Origin of the sequence: Cyanobium sp. Lug-B (assembly GCF_024345635.1) — a bacterium.
GTDB classification, from domain to species: Bacteria; Cyanobacteriota; Cyanobacteriia; order PCC-6307; family Cyanobiaceae; genus Cyanobium; species Cyanobium minutissimum.
In genome coordinates this window covers 55,599-74,788 of the sequence record NZ_JAGQBM010000007.1, presented here as the reverse complement: position 1 = coordinate 74,788, position 19,190 = coordinate 55,599, and the positions used below count along the sequence as shown (strand labels likewise).

Sequence of the window (19,190 nt, the reverse complement as noted above, 5' to 3'; positions counted from 1 at the left end):
TCTTCTCGATGCCTTCGATCCTGATCACCGGCGGCGCCGGATTCATCGGCGTCAACGCCGCCCAGCACTTCGCCTCCCTGGGGTGGGAGGTGGCGATCCTCGACAACCTCTCCCGCCGGGGCACCGAGGACAACCTCCGCTGGCTCCTCGACCAGCATCCCGCCATCGCCTTCCACCGGATCGACATCCGCCAGGCCGACGCCCTCGCGGAGGTCGTGGCCGCCGTGCGCCCCTCGATGCTGCTGCATCTGGCCGCCCAGGTGGCGGTGACCACCTCCTACACCAACCCCCGGGAGGATTTCGAGATCAACGCCCTGGGCACGTTCAACGTGATGGAGGCCGTACGGCTCCATTCCCCCGAGAGCTTCGTGCTCTACGCCTCCACCAACAAGGTCTACGGCGGCATGGAAACGGTGCCGGTGGAGATGACCCCCCACGGCTATCGCTTCCGCGACCTGCCGTCCGGGGTGCCGGAAAGCCAGCCCCTTGATTTCCACTCCCCCTACGGCTGCTCCAAGGGGGTGGCCGACCAGTACACGATCGACTACGCCCGCATCTACGACCTGCACACCTGCGCCTTCCGCCAGTCGTGCATCTACGGCACCCGCCAGTTCGGCATCGAGGACCAGGGCTGGGTGGCCTGGTTCAGCATCGCCGCCCTGCTGGAGCGGCCGATCACCCTCTACGGCGACGGCTGGCAGACCCGCGACGTGCTCGACGTGCGCGACCTGGCCCGGGCCTACGAGGCCGCCTGGCACAGCCGCGACCGCATCAGCGGCCAGGCCTTCAACATCGGCGGCGGGCCGGTCAACACCCTCTGCCTGCGGGATCTGCTGCGCTTTCTGGAGGAGGAGCTGGCGATCACGCTCACGCCCCTCAGCGGCCAGTCCCGCCCGGGCGACCAGCCCGTGTTCATCTGCGATGTCAGCAAGGCCGCCGAGCAGCTGGGCTGGACGCCGGAGATCAGCGTTGATGCCGGCGTGCGCCACCTGATCCGCTGGGTCCGCGACAACCGCGATCTGTTCGGCTGGCTCAGGCAATGAGGCGGCCCCGGGCCCTGGTCAGCACCATCGAACCGGTGGACGGCGGCGTGCCCGCCATGACCACCGCCGTCACCCGGATGCTCGAGGAGCTCGACATCGAGCCCGTGTTCGCCTGGTACGCCCCCTGGAGCACCCATCCCCGTCTGTCGGTGCCGCTGCACGCGCTCGCCAGCGGCCGGCGCCCCGGCCGGATGGAACGGTGCGTCTACGGCGACCATGACGGCCATGGCCTGGGGGCCTGGCTGCCGGAGCTGGAGTTCACCCACTACCTGCCGCGGCGGGCCTGGAGGGAGCTGGTGGCCGGCTGCGACCTGCACCTCTCGGTGACGGGCAATCCCCTCTGCGCCGTCCCCTTCGCCCGCCTGGGGATCCCGTTCCTGGCCTGGGTGGCCACTCCCTGGAAGGAGGATCGGGTCGATCGCGTCCGGGGCTTCTCCCGGCCCCGGCGGCTGCTCGACCGGATGCTCAACGGACCGGTGCTGCAGCGGCTGGAGTGCCAGGTGCTGCGGGCCCCCCGGGGCCGGATCCTGGCGTTGAGCGGCTACACGGCCCGGGCCCTCGAGGCGCTGGCCCACCGGCCGATGGACGGGGTGATGCGGATGCCGGTGAATCCCGCCGTCTTCCTCCCCGCCCCGGAGCGGCTGGTGCCCTGGCGCGTCGGCTTCGCCGGGCGCTACGGGGACCCCCGCAAGCACATCACCCTGCTGCTGGAGGCCGTGGCCCGCCTCGTCGCCGCCGGCCACCCCGTCGAACTCGTTCTGGCGGGCGAGCAGGACGTCGACCGCCTGCGCGGCCCCCTGGTGGCGATGGGACTGGCCGATCGGGTGCGCTGCCTCCCCTGCCTGGCCCCCGCCGCCCTGGCGGAGGTGCTGCAGACGCTGGATGTGTTCGTGATCCCCTCCCACCAGGAGGGGCTGTGCATCGCCGCCCTCGAGGCCATGGCCTGTGGCGTCCCGGTCGTGAGCACCCGCTGCGGCGGACCGGAGGACTACGTGATCGACGACCGCACCGGCCAGCTGGTGGCCCGTGATCCCGCCGCCATGGCGGCGGCGATCGCGGCGATCAGCGTCGATCGGGACCGGCGCGGGCGCCTCTCCGCCGGCGCGCTCACCTGGGTGCGGGAGCAGGCGAGCCCCCAGGCGGCCCGGCGCACCTTCCGGGCCCACCTGGAGGCGGTCGCCCCCGGGAGGATTCCCTCCCTGCGGGAGGCCTAGGGCCATGTGCGGCATCGCGGGCCAGCTGGGGAAGGACCCGGGCGACTTCGCCGCCAGGGTCGGCCCGCGACTCGCCCACCGGGGGCCGGATGATGCCGGCGTCTGGCAGGACGCCAACGCCTGCCTGGTCCACCGGCGGCTGGCGATCCTGGATCTCTCCCCCCTGGGCCACCAGCCGATGGCCTCCGCCTGCGGCCGCTGGCAGCTGGTGTTCAACGGCGAGATCTACAACCATGGCGAACTGCGCCGCCGTCTCGAGGCGGAGGGGCAGCGCTTCCGGGGCAGCGGCGACACGGAGGTGCTGCTGGCCTGGCTGGTGAGCCGGGGCCTGGACGGGCTGGAGGCGCTGCGGGGCATGTTCGCCTTCTGCCTCTATGACACCCGGGAGCACAGGGCCCTGCTCGCCCGCGATCCCCACGGCATCAAGCCCCTCTACCTGCGCCGCGGGCCCGGGGGGTCCCTGGCCTTCGCCTCGGAGCTGCGGGCCCTGCTGGCCGCCGACGGCGAGGCGCCGTGCCTGAACCGCCGGGCCCTGGGGCATTACCTGGCCACCGGCTCGGTGAGCGAGCCCGACACCCTGGTGGAAGGGGTGGAGCGCCTCCCCTGTGGCCACGCCGCCACCTGGCGCCAGGGTCAGCTGACGCTGCGGCCCTGGGGGGCCCTGCCGGAGAGCCTCGTCGGCGCCACCGGCACCGCCGCCATGGGGACCGCCGAGGCGGTGGCCCTCACCCGCTCGGCCCTCGAGGATTCGGTGGCGGCCCACATGGTCAGCGATGTGCCGGTGGGGCTGTTCCTCAGTGCCGGGCTCGATTCCGCCTCCCTGCTGGCGCTCGCCCCCCGGGGCCTGCATACGTTCACGATCGGCTTCGAGACGCCGGGTGCCGGCACGTTCGATGAATCGGGGCCGGCGGCCCGCATCGCCGCCCACTTCGGAGCCCATCACACCCCCCTGAACCTCAGCGCCGACCAGGCCCGCCAGTGGCTGCCGGCCTTCCTGGCCAGCCAGGACCAGCCCTCCATCGATGGCTACAACACCTGGTGTGTCTCCCGGCTGGCCACGGAGCACGGGCTGAAGGTGGCCCTCTCCGGTCTGGGCGGGGATGAGCTGTTCGGCGGCTACCCCAGCTTCCGGATGGTGCCGAAGCTGCGGCGCTGGCGGCGCCTGATCGGTCCCGCCGGTCCGGCGGCGGCGTGGCTGCTGCAGCGGCTGCCCCAGGGGCGCCGCGCCCGGCTGCAGCGGATCAGCGCACTCCTGGAAGCGCCTGCCTCCCTGGCGGAGGCCTACGGCTGCTTCCGGGGCCTGTTCTCCCGCTCCGAGAGCGATCGTCTGCTGGCGCACTGGGGGCTCCCTCCCGAGCCCGGGGGCGTGCCGTCGGCCGCCGATGGCGGCGGGGTCGGGGGCGGCACGGGCGGCGGTGCAGCGCCGGGGGGCCGCGAAGGGGTGGCCTGGCTGGAGGGCAGCCGCTACCTACGCAACCAGTTGCTGCCGGACAGCGACGTGATGGCGATGGCCGCCGGGCTGGAGCTGCGCCTGCCCCTGGTGGATGCCCGGCTGCAGCGCCGGCTGGCCCCGATTCCCACCGCCCTGCGCCTGGCGGAGGGCAAGCAGCTGCTGGCCCGCAGCGTGCCGGAGCTGCCCGACTGGTTCCTGAACCGCCCCAAGCAGGGGTTCCGCTTTCCGTTCCAGCTGTGGCTGGACGACCCGGCCTCGCCCCTGGCCCTGCGACTGCCCTCCACCCCCCGGGGGATCGATCTGGCGCCCTGGTACCGGCGCTGGAGCCTGATGGTGCTGCAGCACTGGCTGGAGGTGCACCTCGGCCTCAGCCTTTCGCCGGCGCCCCGCCCATGAGCCGGTTTCCGGCGTGGCCGCCCGCGATGGCGGGGATGGCTCCGGAAAGGTCGCCTAGAATCATTCCGCGGGCGAACGCCGCCTCCGCCGTGTCATCCGCTGAACGTTTTCCTCCCTTGATCCGGCCAGCCGTCCGTGGAAGCCGAGGCCGACCGGGTGGTGGGGACCATCGGGACGGCTCCAGTGCCCGGGACCGGAGCAGGGTTCCGCCGATCTCCCTTCGCGGGGCCCCATCCGCCCAGCCCGTCCTCCACCCGCCGTCCGGTTCCCCAGCTCCATGACGCTCATCCTGGGCATCAATGCCTTCCACGCCGATGCGGCCGCCGCCTTGGTGCGGGACGGGGTGATCGTCGCCGCCGCCGAGGAGGAGCGCTTCCGCCGCATCAAGCACTGGGCCGGCTTCCCATCGGAGGCCATCGCCTGGTGCCTCGCCGATGCCGGCGTCGGGCCGGCCGACCTCGACCACGTCGCCATCAATTCCCAGCCGGGGGCCCACCGCTGGCGCAAGGTGGCCTACACCCTGGGGCACCGTCCCGATCCCCGCTTCCTGGTCGCCCGCTGGCGCAACAAGCGGGAACGGGCCGATCTGGGCCAGCAGCTGGCCCAGGCCTTCCCCGGGACGGCGATCCGTGCGCAGCTGCACTTCGTCGAGCACCACCGGGCCCACCTGGCCTCGGCCTTCTTCGCCTCCCCCTTCGAGGAGGCGGCGGTGATCTCGGTGGACGGCTTCGGTGACTTCGCCAGCGGTGCCTGGGGGTATGGCCGGGGCAACCAGCTCAGCCTCGATGGCCAGATCTGGTTCCCCCATTCCCTGGGCGCCTTCTACACGGCGATCACCCAGTACCTGGGCTTCCCCAACTACGGCGACGAATACAAGGTGATGGGACTGGCGCCCTACGGCCAGCCCACCCGGATGGAGGCGATGCGCCGGATCGTGCAGCTGCAGGACGACGGCACCTACCGCCTGGATCTGCGCTACTTCCTCCATGCCACCCAGAAGCTGCCCCACCAGTGGAGCAACGGCGCCCCTGTGGTGGGCAGCCACTGGAGCCCGGAGCTGGAAGCCCTGCTCGGCCCCGCCCGCCGGGCCGACCAGCCCCTGGAGCAGCACCACATGGACATCGCCCGCTCGGCCCAGGCGATGTACGAGGAGGCCTTCTTCCACCTGCTGCGGGCCCTGCACCGCAGCCACCCCAGCGACCAGCTCTGCATCGCCGGAGGCTGCGGCGCCAACTCGGTGGCCAACGGCAAGGTGACCCTGGCCACCCCCTTCCGGCGCGTCTACGTCCAGGCGGCCGCCGGCGATGCGGGGGGTGCCCTCGGCGCCGCCCTCGAGGTCTGGCACGGCCTGGGTGGACCCCGTTCCACGCCGATGCGCCATGCCTACCTGGGCAGCCAGCCGGCCGCCGGTGAAGTGGAGGAGCTGCTGGCCAGAGCGGACACCCGCACGGCCCTGGAGCAGGCCGGTTGCAGCCTGCAGCGGCCGGAGGAGGGGGTGCTGTGCGAGCAGGTGGCCGCGGCGATCGCCGAAGGTCTGGTGATCGGCTGGTTCGACGGCCGGATGGAATGGGGACCCAGGGCCCTGGGCCACCGCTCGATCCTCGGCGACCCCCGGCGCGCCGACATGAAGGACATCCTCAACCTCAAGATCAAGCGTCGGGAGTCGTTCCGCCCCTTCGCCCCTTCGGTGCTCGCCGAGGCGGTGGGCGAGTGGTTCAGCCTCGACGGGGAGGTCCCCTTCATGATGCAGGTCTATCCGATCCGGGAGGAGCAGCGGGCCCGCATCCCGGCCGTCACCCACGTGGACGGCAGCGGCCGGCTCCAGACCGTCAATGCCGCCGACAACGGCCGCTACTACCGCCTGATCCGCGCCTTCGCCGACCTCACCGGCGTGCCGATGGTGCTCAACACCTCGTTCAACGAGAACGAACCGATCGTCTGCACCCCCGCCCAGGCCCTCGACTGCTTCCTGCGCACCCGCATGGACCTGCTCGTGCTCGGCGACGTGCTGATCCGCCGGCAGGGGTGAACGCCACGCCGCCACCGGGCCCCGCCACCGGTGCCACCACACCCTCAGGCGCCGACACCGGGCTCAGCCTGATCGTTCCGACCCTCGATTCCCACCACCTGCTGCCGCGGCTGGTGAACTCCCTGCAGCGCCAGAGCTGGCCCCACTGGCGGGTGCTGTTCATCGACGGGCCCAGCGGACCGGAGCACCGGGCCTGGCTGGAGGCCCTCTGCCACCGGGACCACCGCTTCCGCTGGCAGCCCCAGGATCCGGCCCTCCCCGGCATCTTCGGCGCCATGAACCAGGGCTTCCGGGCCGCGCCGGCGGAGCACTGGCTGCTGTTCTGGGGCAGTGACGACTGGGCGCCCTCCCGCACCGTGCTCGAGGAGGCCATGGAGGCGACCCAGCGGGGGCCCCGCGGCGGCCAGCCACCGGATCTGGTGGTCTGCTGCGGCCGCTATGCGGGCAAGGGGCCGGACGGGGCCACGCGCCTGGGGCGGCGCACCGCCTTCTCCAGCTGCCGGGCCTTCCGCCTCAGCCTGTTCCTGGGCTCCACCCCCCCCCACCAGGCCACCCTGATCGGCCCCGGGGCCCGCCGGCGGCTCGATCACTACGCCGAACCCTTCCGGCTCTCCGCCGACCTCGACTACTTCCTGCGCCTCAGCACCAGCCGCGACCTGACGCCCAGGGGCCTGGATCTGGAACTGGTCCACATGGGGGAAGCGGGGGCCAGCGGCCAGCAGACCGGCCGGCGGCTGCAGGAGGTCGCCCTGGCCTACCGCCAGGCCTTCGGCTGGCTCTGGTGGCTCCCCTTCGGCCTTCGCTACGTCCGGCGACTCTGGAGCCGCCGGCCCGGGGCGGGGCGGCGGCGGAAGTCCCCCGGACGGGACCGATAAGCTTGACCAGGCCTGCGCAGCGATTCCCTTGCCCGAGGAGGAGAGGCCACCAGGGGCCGACCCGGAACCGCGGCGGAAACGGGTCCGCAAGAAGAAGCCGCGGCAGAGGGAGGGCTCGCTGCTGCAACGGCTCTGGTGGAATCGCAAGACCCGGCTGGGGATCCTGGCCCTGGGCGTCGCCGGAGCCCTTGCCTGGTTCTTCGCGCCCGCCTGGCAGGGGACGCGGGGCACCTCCCCCCGGCCCTCGCGCCAGGCCGTCACCAACGTCCCGAAGGGCGCCACCTCGGGCCCGGATGTCATCTCCGCCTTCATCGAGGATCCCTGGCGCAGCCAGTCCGCCATGCTCCTCTGGCGCGATCGGCCGGGGTCCTATCTGGTGCTCCAGGGGAATGCCGAGTACCAGGCCATCACCACCAACCACCTCAGGAACCGCCAGCTCTGGCCCCGGGACACCTCCAGGATCGTGCGGCTGCTGCCGGGCTGCGACACGGTGGGCCAGGTCACCCACCTGGCCAGACTGCTGCAGAAATGGCCCAAGCAGGGCCGCATCACGATCGTGACAGCCCCGACCCACATCGATCGAACCCTGGCGATCTCCCGGATCGTCTATGCCGGCACCGGCTGGCGGGTGGATGGCTCCGACGCCGAAACCGGCGATCTGCGGCCCGAATCCCAGCTGCGCCTCTGGCGCGACCAGCTGCGGGCCTCCCTCTGGCGCCTGACCGGATGGGACGGGCGCCTCGACGGCAACGACTGCGTCTGATCCCCTTGGCCCCCCCCATACCTGCGCCGATCACACTCTTCGGGGCCACCAGCCCGAGCGGTCAGGCCCTGATCGCTCGGGCGGCGGGGCGGGAGCTGGTGGTGGCGGGCCGACGGGAACCGTTGCCACCGGCCGGCGGCGGCGAAGCGCCGCCGTTCCTGCGCTGCGACCTGGAGGACACCGGCGCCGGGCCTGAGATGCCGGCGGGGCTGCTGGTCAGCTTCGCCCCGATCTGGTCGTTCGCCCCCTGGCTGGACCGCTGGGCCCGCCGTGACCCGGCCGGCTTCGGGCGGCTGCAGGGGGTGGTCGTCTGCTCCTCCTCCTCGGTGATCACCAAGCGCTTCGCCGCCAACCGCTTCGACCGGGATCTGGTGCAGCGGCTGCGGCAGGCGGAGGCGTCGCTGGCCCAGACGTGTGCCGCCCACACCCGTCCCCTGCGGATCCTGGCCCCCACCCTCATCTACGGCCAGGCCGGCCCCCTGGGCGATCGCAACCTCAGCCGGCTGCGCCAGCTGCTGCGCCGCCTGCCCCTGCTGCCCCTGCCCGGCGAAGGAGGACTGCGGCAGCCCATCCACTGCCGCCAGCTGGCCGCCGTGGCCCTGCACCTGGCCGACCGCCTGGCCGAGGACGGCTTCGACCCGTCCCAGCCGGTGCACCTCCCCCTCGGCGGCGACGACACCCTGACCTACGCGGCCATGCTGCGGCGCCTGCAGGAGGCGACCGCACCGGGGGATCGGGCCCGCCACTGCCGCCTGCTGGCCTTGCCGCCGCGCCTGTTCCTGGCCCTGGCCTCGCCGCTGCTGCTGCTCTCCCCGAAGCGCTTCGAGGCGGTGCTGCGGATGGGCGCCGACCTGGCCGGCTTCACGCCGGCCCACAGGCTCCTGGGGGGATCCCCCGAACCCTTTCCCGTGCTGCCGCTGGTGCCATGACCGTCCTGCACGGCCCGGCCTTCCTGCTGCTGGGCGCCGGCCTCGGGGCGCTGCTGCTGCACCGCCTCCTGCCCCTGCTGCGGCGCCGGCTGGTGGATCAGCCCAACGCCCGCAGCTCCCACCGGCGTCCCACCCCCAGGGGCGGGGGCCTGGCCTTCGTGCTCGTCGGCTGCGCCCTGGCTCCCCTGGCGGGGGGCGGCTGGCCGGCCTGGATTCCGCTGATCTGCCTGCCGCTGGCCCTGGTGGGCCTGCTGGACGACCGCCTCGACCTGCCGGCCGCCTGGCGTTACGGGGTGCAGATCGCCACGGCCGTGGCCCTGGTGGCGATCACACCCCTGTCCCTGCCGTGGTGGCTGGTGCCGATGGCGGTGTTCGCGGCCACAGCGGTGATCAACTTCGTCAACTTCAGCGACGGGCTCGACGGGCTCGTCGCCGGCTGTGCCGCCGTGCTGCTGGTGGTGGCCGCCCTGGCCATGGCCCCCGACGGCGGCCATGGCCTGCTGCCGCTGATCGGGGCCCTGCTGAGCTTCCTGGCCTGGAACTGGAGCCCGGCACGGGTGTTCATGGGAGATGTGGGCAGCACCTTCCTGGGGGCGGTGTTCGCCGGGATGGTGCTGCAGCAGACCACACCGGCCCTGGCCCTGGGGCTGCTGCTGGCGGGCTTCCCGCTGCTGGGGGACGCCTGCCTCTGCGTCCTGCGCCGGCTGGCCGCGGGCCAGCCGATCTTCCAGGCCCATCGCCTGCACCTCTACCAGCGCCTGCATCAGGCCGGCTGGCCCCATGCCCGGGTGGCCCTGCTCTACATCGGGGCCACCGCCCTGCTGGGGGCGGGCCTGCTCCTGCGGGGCCTGCCCCTGGAGCTGGGCCTGCTGCTGCTGGAGCTGGTCCTTGGCCTGTGGCTGGATCGGCACCAGGCGGTCCCCTTCTCACCTTGAACGGGCAGTAACCTCAAAGGGTGCAGGGATTGCCAGGGCCATGATCCATTCCGCCATCACACTATTGCTGTGTGAGAACGACAATCTCCAGCGGATTGCCTAGTCGCGGTCGGCCCAGCCGGCCGCAATCCCTCCCGCCGTTCCTTCCCCGGGCTGTCCTTCCACGGACCGGAAACCACATCCAGCCCGATCATCGATGCGTGAGGACTCCGGCTCGCCATCATCCAGACGTCGGTTCTTTCACCCTTCTCGACCTGACTTCTCACCCGTTCATCTCCTGATTCGTCGATCACCGCCGAACTGAACGATTGATCCCCCAGCTCTCATTCCTCCGTTACGTGCAGAAGCAGCTGCTGGCCCGCCGGCTGCTGCTGGTGTTCTTCGATGGTCTGATGATCGTCGCGGCCTATCTCGGCGCCTTCATCCTGCGCCTGCCCGACGCCACCACCCTCAAGGGCTTCCTGCCCTCCACGATCCTGTTGCTGCCCCTGGCCGTCATCACCGGCCTGCCCGTCCTCGTGGTCTCCGGCTGGTACCGGGGGCTCACCCGCTATGCCGGCAGCCACTCCCTTTACGGCCTGGTGCCGCGCTCCGGCGCGATGGTGCTGATCCTGCTGCTGAGCAGCACATTGATCGGTGGGGCCCAGCCACCGCGCTCCTTCTGGATTCTCTACTGGCTGCTGTTCACCGGCGGGGCCATCGCCAGCCGCATCGTGCTGCGCGACGTCCTCGTCCATCACCTCGACCAGCGGGAGAACCACTCCCCCGGGGGCTCCCAGGGTGATGGCACCCTGATCTACGGCGCCGGGGCCTCCGGCATGGGTCTGATGCTGGCCCTGCGCAATGACCCCCGCTTCCGCATCGTCGGCTTCCTGGATGACGCCGAAGGCCTGCAGGGCCGCACCCTGCAGAACATGCCCATCCATTCGCCCCTGCGCCTGCCCCGACTGATCGAACGCCACGGGGTGCGCAAGGTCCTGCTCGCCATGCCCACCATGTCGCGGCGACGCAAACGGCTGCTGGTGGATCAGCTCACCCACCGGGGCCTGGAGGTGCTCTCGATCCCCTCCCTGGCCCAGATGGCCACGGGCCAGAGGATCGTCTCCGACCTGCAGCCGGTGGCGATCGAGGATCTGCTCGGGCGTGAACCCTCCAACCCCGACCCGGTGCTGCTCAAGGCCGGCGTCGAAGGCAAGGTGGTCATGGTCACCGGCGCCGGGGGATCGATCGGCAGCGAACTGTGCCGCCAGGTCGTAGCCCTGGGTGCCTCCCGGCTGCTGCTGGTCGAGCGCAACGAATTCGCCCTTTATGCCATCGAGCGGGAGCTGGGCTCCCAACCCTGCGGGGTCGAACTCCATGCCGTCCTCGGCGATGCCTGTGACGCGGCCCGCCTCACCCTGATCTGCCGCCAGCACGGGGTCGACACGATCTTCCATGCCGCCGCCTACAAGCACGTTCCCCTCGTGGAGGCCAACCTCTGCGCGGGCATCGCCAACAACATCGGCGCCACCGAGGCCGTGATCGCCGCCACCCGCGCCTCGGGCGTCAGCCGGCTCACCCTGATCTCCACCGACAAGGCCGTTCGCCCCACCAATGTCATGGGGGCCAGCAAGCGCATCTGCGAACTGCTGATCCAGGCCGCCGCCGCCGAGATCGGCGCGGGTGGTCCGATCCTCTCGATGGTCCGGTTCGGCAACGTGCTGGGCTCCTCCGGCTCCGTGATCCCCCTGTTCCACCAGCAGATCTCCAAAGGCGGACCGGTCACCGTCACCCATCCGGCCATCACCCGCTACTTCATGACCATCCCGGAGGCCGTCCAGCTGGTCCTGCAGGCCACCGGCATGGCCGTCGGCGGCGACCTGTTCCTGCTTGACATGGGCGAGCCGGTGCGGATCGCCGACCTGGCCCGCCAGATGATCGAGCTCTCCGGGCTGCGGGTGCGGGACGAGCACAACAGCGACGGAGACATCGCCATCCAGTACACCGGCCTGCGGCCCGGGGAGAAGCTCTACGAGGAGCTCCTGATCAGTGCCGCCGACCAGCCCACCCAGCACCCGCTGATCCGCCGGGCCACCGAACCCCATCGGGACAGCGAACAGCTCAGTCCCTTGATTCAGCAGCTGCATGAGGCGCTCGCCCACTGGGACGAAGCCACCACCGGCCAGCTGCTGCGCCGTCTGGTCCCGGAATACGATCCTGATGAAGGCGTCCCGGCCACTCCTCTGGTCGACGCTGTGGCCCGATGAGCAACAGCATCGAGCGACTCTCCAGCAGCCTCCTGCAGCGGATCCCCCCGGCCTGGCGGGCCGCCGTCCCGGCCGTTCCCCCGCCCACGCCCCGCAACCTCTGGCTGGCCCTGGCCGCGGCCGTGGCGGTCCAGAACATCGCCGTGTTCCAGAGCAGCCAGAGCGAGCACATCACCGTGTTCGCCGTGCTGGTGTGGGGAGGGGCGGTGATCTGCATGGAGGACCAGTTCGAGGAGCTCCGCCCCAGCCCCGCCGGCTGGGGACTGGTCATCGGCAGCCTGCTGCTGATCTGGGTTCTGGCCCGCTCGGCCCTGATCCTGCACTGGGACGGCCTGCTGTTCGCCCTGGCGCCGATCGGCGGCCTCAGCCTGGGTCTGATGGCGGAGCAACCAGCCCGCCTGGGCCGTTTCCGCGATCCGCTGCTCTGCCTGATGCTGCTGCCGGCCTTCGCCCTGCTGATGCGCACCCTGCCGGAAACCCCCATCAGCCTGCTCACCGCGCGTCTGTCCGGCCTCTGGTTGAGCGTGCTCGGACTCGATGTGACCGTGAATGCCCGCAGCGTGCTGCTGCCCGGCGGCGGGGTGAGGGTGCTGGGCCCCTGCAACGGGGTCGACCTGATGGCCCAGATTCTCTGCGTGGGTGTCATCTTCCTGCTGGCCTTTCCGATCCGCTCCTGGGCCAGCCGCACCGCGGTGGTGCTGGTGGCGCCGGTGATCGGGCTGGTCTGCAACACCTTCCGCATCGCGCTGCTGGCGGTGTTCGCGGGCAACGGCCACGGCAAGGGGAGCTGGCTGTTCGATTTCTTCCACGAGAGCACCGGATCCCTGGTCTTTTCCGGGGTGGCGGTGCTGGTGTTCGGCATGGTCTACATGCGGCTGCTGGAGCGGGAACTTCCCCCCCTGCCCGCACCGCCGCAGCCGGGGGAAGGAGCGTGATCACCCCTCCCCTTCTGGTGCGGTGGTACGGCACGCTCGCCACCATCGCCGCCCTTCTGGCGACCCAGGCGATCCTGCTGCCCCGCTGGCCAGCGGCTCCCCGTCCCCTGCCGGCTGAGCAGCTGGAGGCGGCCCTGCGCGGAGCCCAGCTGCTGCCGCAGACAGCCCGTCCCAGCCTCACCCCCCCCTGGCCAGCGAAGCGCAGCTACGAGCTGGCGACGTCGGCCCCGGTGGTCCTGCCCCTGCGGGACGGATTCGAACTGACCCTGGTGGGGGGTGCGGTGCGGCAGCGGTTCAACTTCCAGGCCGGCGCCATCGGCCGGGACCATGCCAGCCTGAAACTCCGCCAGCGTCGCCTGCTCGACGCACCGGTACCGACGGCGCGCGGCCTGGCCCAGGATCGCCCCACCCTCCAGACCTGCCTGGTGGCCGGCCCCGGCCTGGCGGAGCCTTTCGGAGTCACCCGCGAGCAGCTCACCACCCTCGCCGACCGTCTGGCGGTCGGCCGGCAGGCGGCCCTCGAGCGGGTGATCGGGCTCCAGCCCAATCGCAGCTACGCCTGCACCCTGATCAGCCTGCGCGGGGCCAAGGGGAAGCCCCCCTCCGACCGGCTCTGGCAGCAGGTGCTGGATCTGGTGGAGCCGGTGCTGCGAATCCAGACGTGAGCAGCGCCAACGGGCCTCATCCGTGGAGGGCGCGCTGATGGTGGGCCCCCTGCGGCGGTTGTTCCAGGGCCTGAGGCCGGCCGACCGGCCCCTGGCGCCGATGGCGGAACGCGCGCTTCCCTGCAGCTGGGTGCTCACCGGTCAGCTGGCGATCGGTCCCATGCCCCGCAGCGACAGGCACTGGCGTCAGCTGGAGGAGGCCGGGATCCGAAGCCGCTTCAGCTGCTGCTATCCGGAGGAGGAAACCGCCCTGGTCGTTCCCCCTGGCTGGAGAAGCGACCGGATCGCCCTGCCCGACCACAGAGCCCAGGAGCCGCTGCTGCAGGAGAGGCTGGCCCTTGCCCTGGCGAGGGCGGAAGCGCTCGTGACCGACGCCGCCCCCGTCTATCTGCACTGCATGGCCGGGTATGAGCGCTCTCCCCTGCTGGCCGTTGGCCTCACGGCCCGACTGCGCGGGATCGACCCCCTGGCCGCCCTGGCCTGGGTGCGGCGCTGCCACCCGATGGCCATGCCGATCTATGACCACCTGGTGATGCTCGAGACCCTGCTCTCGACATAGCAGGTCCCGGGTGAGCGACGGGGCAGCGGTCGGCCGGGCCCCCTCCCTGGCGAGGGGAAGGGTCCCGGAACCGGGGGCTCAGCCCCGGTTGCCGAAACGCCGGCGCAGCCAGCCCATCGGACCGCCACCGCCCTCCCGGGACGGGCGATGGCGGCGGGAGGGGACGCTGTCGGCGGGGGGCAGGGGGCTGGTGGAGCTGGCGCTGGGGCCGATGCCGCCATTGGTGGCGACCGGTGCGGTGGCCTGATCCTCGTCCTCCCGGAAGTAGGTCTTGACGTCGGATTCGCCCTCGTTGTAGCGGGCGGAGATGTAGGAGTTGGTGGCGGCGCCCTTCATGTAGCTGTCGCGATAACGCTGCACATAGCTGCCGAATCCACCCGTGGATGGCTCGCTGGCACTCTTGGCGTAGCCCGACGCCGAGGCGTAGGCGTAGTGATAGTAGTAACCGTATTCGTAGCCGTAATCGTTGAGGCGGCTGGGGAAGTTGACCTGGTTGCAGATGATGCCAAGCACATCCACCCCGGAGGCCCTGATGCGACGGCTGGCCTGGGGAGCCAGCTCACGACTGACCTTGCCGAGACCCACGAGGAAGAGAATGCCGTCGAGCTTCTCCCCGAGCAGGATCGGATCGGCCAGCATCAGGCAGGGAGGCGCATCGACAATGATGATGTCGTAGCCCGGGAGAGCACGGATCTCCTCCATGATCTCCTTGCAGCGGCTGGAGTTGAGCAGCTTCGCCGGATCGGGCGGCTTGGGGCCGGCGGGCAGCACATCCATGTTCTCGGCGATGGAGTGGATGAAATCCGTCGGTTTGCGCGACGAATCCGACAGCAGGGTGGAGAGGCCGTCGCCCTGCTCCACACCCAGGTAACGGGCCTGCATCGGCAGACGCATGTCGGAGTCGATGACGAGCACCCGGAGGCCGAGGTCGGCGAGGGTGCGGGAGAACACCGCCACGGCGGTGGACTTGCCCTCCCCCTGGGTGGAGGAGGTGATCCCCACCATGCGGATGTTGTTGTCGGCGCGGAGCAGACGGAAGGTGGTGAACAGGCTGCGCAGCGACTCCTTGATGGCGAAGCGCTCGCTGGAGGACATCTTGGAGATGCTGGTGGCGATGTCGACACCGGGCTCCAGGGGCAGGTAGGGGATCAGACCCAGCACGGGCAGCTGCAGGTCCTTCTCCACCTCCATGGGGGTGTGGAAGACGTTGTCCGTCCGCTCCCGCAGGATGGCGGCGCCCAGGCCGGCCAGCAGACCGATCATGATCGCCCGCAGCAGGTTGCGCTGGATGTTGGGCTCCACCGGGCTGCTGCCGAAATCCGGGGGTCCGATCACTTCCCAGGGGGAGATGGACCGGGCCATCTCCAGCCGGTACCGCTCCCTGGCCTGGATGTAGGAGGAATACTGCTCTCTGGCGATCGAAAGCCGCTGGTTGATGTTCTCGAACTCCGCCAGTTTCTGGGGATTGTTCCGGAAGTTCTCGCTCAGCAGAAGGATCTGGCGGTTGATCTCATCCTGCTGGGCCACGTTGGCGAGCAGCCTGGCCTTGACGGCATCGGCCGCCTGCCGCTGCACCACGGGCAGCAGCTGGTTGCGACGGGCCAGCAGGGACTGAACGATCGGCGAGTTCTCCTTGAAGGTGCCCTTGGCGGTGGCCAGCTCCTGCTCGAACTGGTTGAGAAGGTCGAGGGGGGTCTTGGTGCCGCTGGCGGCCTCGGCGGCGGAATCGCCCCTGCCCGGCACGAGAACGCTGTTGCGGCCCAGCTGCTCGAGGGCGGTGGGGGCGCCGCTGGGGGTGAACTGGAGCTTGCCGGTCTGGATCGACTTCAGCTGGCTGTCCAGCTGCACCTGTTCGTTCTGCAGGGTGCGCAGCTGGTTGACGAGACCTTCGCGGGCTCCGAGGATCTGGCCGGCCGCGGCGGCCGGATCCACGAAGTTGTTGCGCTCGCGGAACTTGAGCATCTCCTGGGAGAGCTTCTGGACCCGTTCCTCGATGGCGGGGGCCTGCTCATCCAGGAAGCGGACCCCGGAGTTGACGGCCGCCTGGCGCTGGGTAAGCGAGAAGGAGGTGTAGTCCTTGGCAAGCTGCCGCAGGATGGCCTTGCCCTTGGCCGGATCCGGCCAGCGCAGAGACACATTGAGAACATTGTCGACCCGGGCCGACTCCTGGTTGATGGAGAGATTGCTCTCCAGGGCCCGCAGCGGCACTCCCTGGCGCTGCGCGACCGGCCCGAGCAGCAGGGGGCTGCGCATCAGAACGATGAGGCTGGGCACATCGGTCTTGATCTCGCTGCGGGCGATGGATTCGACGGAACCGCCGCCGCCGCCGCCAGTGCCGGGGTTGTCGAAGGGGTTGCTGATCTGCATCTGGAACCCGCCCTGGTAGACGGGGGAAAAGATGCGCTGCCGCAGGGTGTTGATCGCCAGGACCCCGGTCACCACGGCAAAGGTGATCAGAAAGATGGATTGACGGCGCTTGACCGTGCGCACAATCCCCCCGAGGCCGCCGCCGCCGGACTGGCTTTCGCCCATGGGGCTGAGGGGGCTCTGCTGCGACGACGGGTCAAACAGGCCGGGACCGGAAGCACCCGTGCCGGGAAGGGACAACGGGCGCGCGGTTCCACCCGGAAAGGCCTCAGGAGGAGCACCCGTCGTTGTCACGTTATGTACCGCAGGGAAAGTTGATCCGATGATAATGGCAACCCGCAAAGAATGCCCCTTGACTCGGGCGTCTATGGTGGTAATCCGATTTATGTCCTTCGGTGGCTTTTCCTCCCAGAACATCTGTACGCCAGGGATCTGCAGGCCAATCGGCTCGCCAGGAATCTGCTGCAGGTCAGGGATCTGCCGCCCCTGATGGAATCCGCTGGAAAGGCGTCCGCCGGTCGGTCCGGCGTCGCCTTTCGGCCGTCGGGATGCTGGGGCTGGCCGGTGTGCTGGTGGCCCCGACGGGGCTCAAGGCCTCGGTGCCCCAGGGTGCGGCTCCCCATTCCCCCTGGCGCGGCCCGGCGGCGGTCAGCGCCGCCCCCCTCTCCGGCCCCGCCTCCTCGGCTCCCCTGCCCCTCACGGTCACCGAGGTCTACAACGATCTTTACGTGCTTGGCCCCGGGGACGGCCTCCAGCTCACCTTCACCGACCCCTCCGCCTCCGCCATCGGCGGGGCGGTCGTCATCCTTCCCGACGGCACCTCGACCCTGTCACTGCTGGGTTCGGTGCAGCTCACCGGCCTGACCATCGGCCAGGCCACCCGCTGGCTCACCTCGCTCTACGCCAAGCAGCTGGTGAGGCCTGAGCTGATCCTCAGCCTCACCTCACCCCGTCCCGTCAAGGTGACGATCATCGGCGAGGTGGGCCGTCCCGGCCTCTACCCCCTGCCCTCCTATTCCACTCCGGTCTCCGCGATCCAGACGGCCGGCGGCGTCACCCTGAACGCGGACATCCGCAAGGTCCTGCTCCGGCGTCTGGCCGGCCCCGACGGCAGCCAGAAGCAGACGGTGCTCGACCTGGCCCAGGTGTTCCAGGTCGGCAACCAGCGCCAGAACCCGATCCTGTTCGACGGCGACACGATCGTCGTCGCCCGCACCGAGGATCTGATCCCCGAGGAGATCCTCCAGATCGGGGCCACCAACCTGGCCCCGGCCACCATCACCGTCTCGGTGATCGGCGAGGTGCGCAGCCCCGGTACCCTCAGCCTGCCCGCCAACACCCCTCTGGCCGAAGCCATCTTCCGGGCCGGCGGGGCGGAGAACTGGCGGGCCAACAAGAACGACATCGAACTTGTCCGCCTCAACCGCAACGGCACCACCACCCGTGAGGTCTACAGCTACAGGGATGGGATCGGCGTCTCCAAGGGGCTGAACCCGCCACTCCGGGACAGGGACACGATCATCGTCAATCGCACCTTCTACGCCGAAGCCCTCGACGTCATCAATCAGGTCATCGTTCCCCTCAGTCAGGCCGCCAGCTCCTATTATTTCTTCCGAGATACATTCAACGGCAACAGAAACAACTTCCGCTGACAACCGCTACTACGGCCCTCCCATGTACCGCGAACCCACCATCAGCCCCAAAGCCATCGCCTGGGCCCTGCTGAGCCAGTCGATCTGGCTGCCGTTGCTGGCCATCGATGCCCACGACCGCTGGCAGGCACGGGTGAAGGACATGGCCGTCCCCCAGCCTGCCGATCCCAAGGGCAGCGACGAAGCGATCGCCTCCCTGCCGGAAGCTCCCGCCGCCGCCCCGGTGGCCAGGAGCTCCTCTCCGCTCGACGACCTGGGCACCACCACCGGCCACGTGCTCAGCTCGGCCTCCGACAAGATCGGTTCGCTGCTGGATGCGCCCCTGGCCCGCAGTCTCGATCTGAGCGGCCCCTCCAATTCGTCTCGGGCACGGCCCGATCCCGGTCGCCGTCCGGCGGTCGCCTCCCGCGGCAGCGCCCCGGCGCGTGTGGCCAAGGCCCCGGCCCGCCCGGTCTCCTTCCGCATCGATGGCCCCCCCCTGGGCACCACCGGCCTGGGCAGTGCCCAGACCCTGCTGCAGCGGAACTTCTCGAACTCCGAGCTCCTCGGTGGGGTGCTCACCATCCAGGACCTGGGCATGCCCGCCATGCCCACGGTGGCCCGGGCGGAGCGGGCCCGATGGGCCAGCAGCGGCGACCCGATGGCTCCCCTGCCCCAGAACCTGAGGGAGCCAATGCGCCAGGCGATCCGCACCCTGCCCACGCCCACCCCCACCAAGACGGCCAAGCTGCAGCAGGCCCGGGTCATCCACGTGCCCTCCACCCGGGTCAGCAAGCCCACCCAGGTGCCCCTCGCCATCCAGGCCGACGGCAGCGTCGATGTGCTGAGCCAGCCGGACGATCCCGGCGTGATCGAAGACATCCGGGAATGGTCCAGCCGCCAGCCGGCCCAGGCCCCCGGGACCGTCACCCCCACGGTCGTCAACCTCCAGCCGCTCCCGGCTGAGGTGAGGGCCACCCCCGCCCCCGTCCGGGTCTCGCCCGTGGCCAGCAGCGCCCCGATCGCCCCGCCGCCGCCACCGGCCGCTGCCACGCTGGCCCCTGTGGCGGATGTTCCCGCCCCCACTCCGGCCCCGGCCGGTCCCGCCGGCGCGGTGGTGGCCCCCCAGTGAGACGCCACCGGCTCCACC

At 70.8% G+C, this 19,190-nt stretch carries 15 protein-coding genes; 14 read left to right on the top strand and 1 reads right to left on the bottom strand.

What is annotated here, in order from left to right; genetic code table 11:
• The first annotated feature begins 8 nt into the window (after nt 1–8).
• The 12 genes from KBY81_RS03215 to KBY81_RS03160 all read left to right on the top strand — a co-directional run bounded on the left by KBY81_RS03215 (nt 9) and on the right by KBY81_RS03160 (nt 14,042).
• The gene (locus KBY81_RS03215; protein WP_106220703.1) at nt 9–1,043 is read left to right on the top strand and encodes a GDP-mannose 4,6-dehydratase; all 1,035 of its coding nucleotides are present in this window, start codon (nt 9–11) and stop codon (nt 1,041–1,043) included.
• The gene (locus KBY81_RS03210) at nt 1,040–2,257 is read left to right on the top strand and encodes a glycosyltransferase (protein ID WP_254975580.1); all 1,218 of its coding nucleotides are present in this window, start codon (nt 1,040–1,042) and stop codon (nt 2,255–2,257) included. The genes KBY81_RS03215 and KBY81_RS03210 overlap by 4 nt, the downstream gene beginning before the upstream one ends.
• Nucleotides 2,258–2,261: 4 nt before the next feature.
• Entirely contained in the window at nt 2,262–4,106 is a 1,845-nt protein-coding gene (gene asnB / locus KBY81_RS03205) for an asparagine synthase (glutamine-hydrolyzing) (RefSeq protein ID WP_254975579.1), read from the top strand.
• A gap of 277 nt (nt 4,107–4,383) precedes the next feature.
• A complete protein-coding gene (locus tag KBY81_RS03200) occupies nt 4,384–6,135 on the top strand; it encodes a carbamoyltransferase C-terminal domain-containing protein (protein WP_254975578.1) in 1,752 nt (583 codons plus the stop codon).
• Nucleotides 6,132–7,010, top strand: a complete 879-nt coding sequence (locus KBY81_RS03195) for a glycosyltransferase (RefSeq protein WP_254975577.1) — start codon at nt 6,132–6,134, stop codon at nt 7,008–7,010. Before KBY81_RS03200 ends, KBY81_RS03195 begins: the two co-directional genes overlap by 4 nt.
• 28 nt (nt 7,011–7,038) lie before the next feature.
• Entirely contained in the window at nt 7,039–7,773 is a 735-nt protein-coding gene (locus tag KBY81_RS03190) for a hypothetical protein (protein WP_254975576.1), read from the top strand.
• A gap of 5 nt (nt 7,774–7,778) precedes the next feature.
• Nucleotides 7,779–8,702: a hypothetical protein gene (locus KBY81_RS03185; protein WP_254975575.1), complete on the top strand. Its 924-nt coding sequence runs from the start codon at nt 7,779–7,781 to the stop codon at nt 8,700–8,702.
• Nucleotides 8,699–9,637, top strand: coding sequence for a glycosyltransferase family 4 protein (locus KBY81_RS03180; protein WP_254975574.1), 939 nt, complete (start codon nt 8,699–8,701; stop codon nt 9,635–9,637). Before KBY81_RS03185 ends, KBY81_RS03180 begins: the two co-directional genes overlap by 4 nt.
• Before the next feature lie 338 nt (nt 9,638–9,975).
• Complete coding sequence (locus tag KBY81_RS03175; RefSeq protein WP_254975573.1) at nt 9,976–11,883, top strand: nucleoside-diphosphate sugar epimerase/dehydratase; 1,908 nt, start codon at nt 9,976–9,978, stop codon at nt 11,881–11,883.
• Nucleotides 11,880–12,818 carry an exosortase/archaeosortase family protein gene (locus KBY81_RS03170; RefSeq protein ID WP_254975572.1) on the top strand — a complete coding sequence of 313 codons (939 nt, stop codon included), beginning with the start codon at nt 11,880–11,882 and terminating at the stop codon, nt 12,816–12,818. The genes KBY81_RS03175 and KBY81_RS03170 overlap by 4 nt, the downstream gene beginning before the upstream one ends.
• Nucleotides 12,815–13,483: a hypothetical protein gene (locus tag KBY81_RS03165; protein WP_106220693.1), complete on the top strand. Its 669-nt coding sequence runs from the start codon at nt 12,815–12,817 to the stop codon at nt 13,481–13,483. Before KBY81_RS03170 ends, KBY81_RS03165 begins: the two co-directional genes overlap by 4 nt.
• Before the next feature lie 22 nt (nt 13,484–13,505).
• Complete coding sequence (locus tag KBY81_RS03160; RefSeq protein WP_219904133.1) at nt 13,506–14,042, top strand: hypothetical protein; 537 nt, start codon at nt 13,506–13,508, stop codon at nt 14,040–14,042.
• Nucleotides 14,043–14,120: 78 nt separating this feature from the next.
• Here KBY81_RS03160 and KBY81_RS03155 read toward each other — a convergent pair whose 3' ends face one another.
• Nucleotides 14,121–16,574: a polysaccharide biosynthesis tyrosine autokinase gene (locus KBY81_RS03155; protein WP_254973332.1), complete on the bottom strand. Its 2,454-nt coding sequence runs from the start codon at nt 16,572–16,574 to the stop codon at nt 14,121–14,123.
• Nucleotides 16,575–16,957: 383 nt separating this feature from the next.
• Here KBY81_RS03155 and KBY81_RS03150 point away from each other — a divergent pair, with 383 nt between their 5' ends.
• Entirely contained in the window at nt 16,958–18,061 is a 1,104-nt protein-coding gene (locus KBY81_RS03150) for a polysaccharide biosynthesis/export family protein (RefSeq protein WP_106220691.1), read from the top strand.
• A gap of 22 nt (nt 18,062–18,083) precedes the next feature.
• Nucleotides 18,084–19,172, top strand: a complete 1,089-nt coding sequence (locus tag KBY81_RS03145) for a hypothetical protein (RefSeq protein WP_254975571.1) — start codon at nt 18,084–18,086, stop codon at nt 19,170–19,172.
• Nucleotides 19,173–19,190 lie beyond the last annotated feature (18 nt).

What these genes read in the sequence shown, in the direction of transcription:
- KBY81_RS03145 (WP_254975571.1), top strand. Translation starts at nt 18,084, where the DNA reads ATGTACCGCGAACCCACCATCAGCCCCAAAGCCATCGCCTGGGCCCTG.
- KBY81_RS03200 (WP_254975578.1), top strand. Translation starts at nt 4,384, where the DNA reads ATGACGCTCATCCTGGGCATCAATGCCTTCCACGCCGATGCGGCCGCC.
- KBY81_RS03210 (WP_254975580.1), top strand. Translation starts at nt 1,040, where the DNA reads ATGAGGCGGCCCCGGGCCCTGGTCAGCACCATCGAACCGGTGGACGGC.
- KBY81_RS03170 (WP_254975572.1), top strand. Translation starts at nt 11,880, where the DNA reads ATGAGCAACAGCATCGAGCGACTCTCCAGCAGCCTCCTGCAGCGGATC.
- KBY81_RS03215 (WP_106220703.1), top strand. Translation starts at nt 9, where the DNA reads ATGCCTTCGATCCTGATCACCGGCGGCGCCGGATTCATCGGCGTCAAC.
- asnB (WP_254975579.1), top strand. Translation starts at nt 2,262, where the DNA reads ATGTGCGGCATCGCGGGCCAGCTGGGGAAGGACCCGGGCGACTTCGCC.
- KBY81_RS03155 (WP_254973332.1), bottom strand. Translation starts at nt 16,574, where the DNA reads ATGGGCGAAAGCCAGTCCGGCGGCGGCGGCCTCGGGGGGATTGTGCGC.
- KBY81_RS03180 (WP_254975574.1), top strand. Translation starts at nt 8,699, where the DNA reads ATGACCGTCCTGCACGGCCCGGCCTTCCTGCTGCTGGGCGCCGGCCTC.
- KBY81_RS03150 (WP_106220691.1), top strand. Translation starts at nt 16,958, where the DNA reads ATGCTGGGGCTGGCCGGTGTGCTGGTGGCCCCGACGGGGCTCAAGGCC.